Origin of the sequence: Burkholderia sp. Bp9143 (assembly GCF_003853645.1) — a bacterium.
GTDB lineage: Bacteria > Pseudomonadota > Gammaproteobacteria > Burkholderiales > Burkholderiaceae > Burkholderia.
Map to the genome: position 1 here is coordinate 1 of NZ_QTPO01000164.1, position 569 is coordinate 569.

The 569-nt window shown below is 53.3% G+C and carries 1 protein-coding gene; it reads right to left on the bottom strand.

Annotated elements, in window-relative coordinates:
• Positions 1–71 precede the first annotated feature (71 nt).
• On the bottom strand, positions 72–335 hold the full coding sequence (locus DIE23_RS39145; RefSeq protein ID WP_124618219.1) for a hypothetical protein: 264 nt from the start codon (positions 333–335) through the stop codon (positions 72–74).
• Between the last annotated feature and the right edge of the window lie 234 nt (positions 336–569).

Genomic DNA, 569 nt, shown 5'->3' on the forward strand with positions numbered 1-569 from the left:
AATAGATGTACTACGCTGTCTCGGGGTGGGTCAGATTTAGATGAAATCGGTGGGTTAAGACTCGGTGGAAATCAACAACTGGGGATAAAACGGTCGTCGTAAGCAGCGAACTCGCCGCTAAAGCCTATGCCGTTCTCCGTCACGTGCGTACAACCGGTCACGACCATGCCGACGCCCTGAACACGGCGACGGTAATAGTCGAGCTCGGCATCTGAAATGGTGCCGTCGGGATCAGCAGACCAGGTAGTCATCGGCGCCATCACAACGCGATTGCGCAGTGTCAGGCCATTACGAAAAACAAGAGGTCGGAAAAGGGAAGCATGCTCATTCGTCATTTGAATGCGAGGCCATCGCTCGTCGCGCGGTCCGTGAATACAGGAGCAACGATGATGCGGGCGGGATGCATTGCCATCAAGACACACAAGACGACAACAGTGTTAATTCGAGATTGACAACGGGGTACGACGAGACCAAGTCATGTCGACGAATTACCTGTATTAGCCGGGACTTGATCTGACAGGTAGTCGGGCCGACAAAGAACAAGTCGTCAATGGGGGATGAGTTTCTCC

Bases quoted from the DNA above. Each gene is read 5' to 3' on its own strand.
- DIE23_RS39145 (WP_124618219.1), bottom strand. From the start codon at position 335: ATGACGAATGAGCATGCTTCCCTTTTCCGACCTCTTGTTTTTCGTAAT.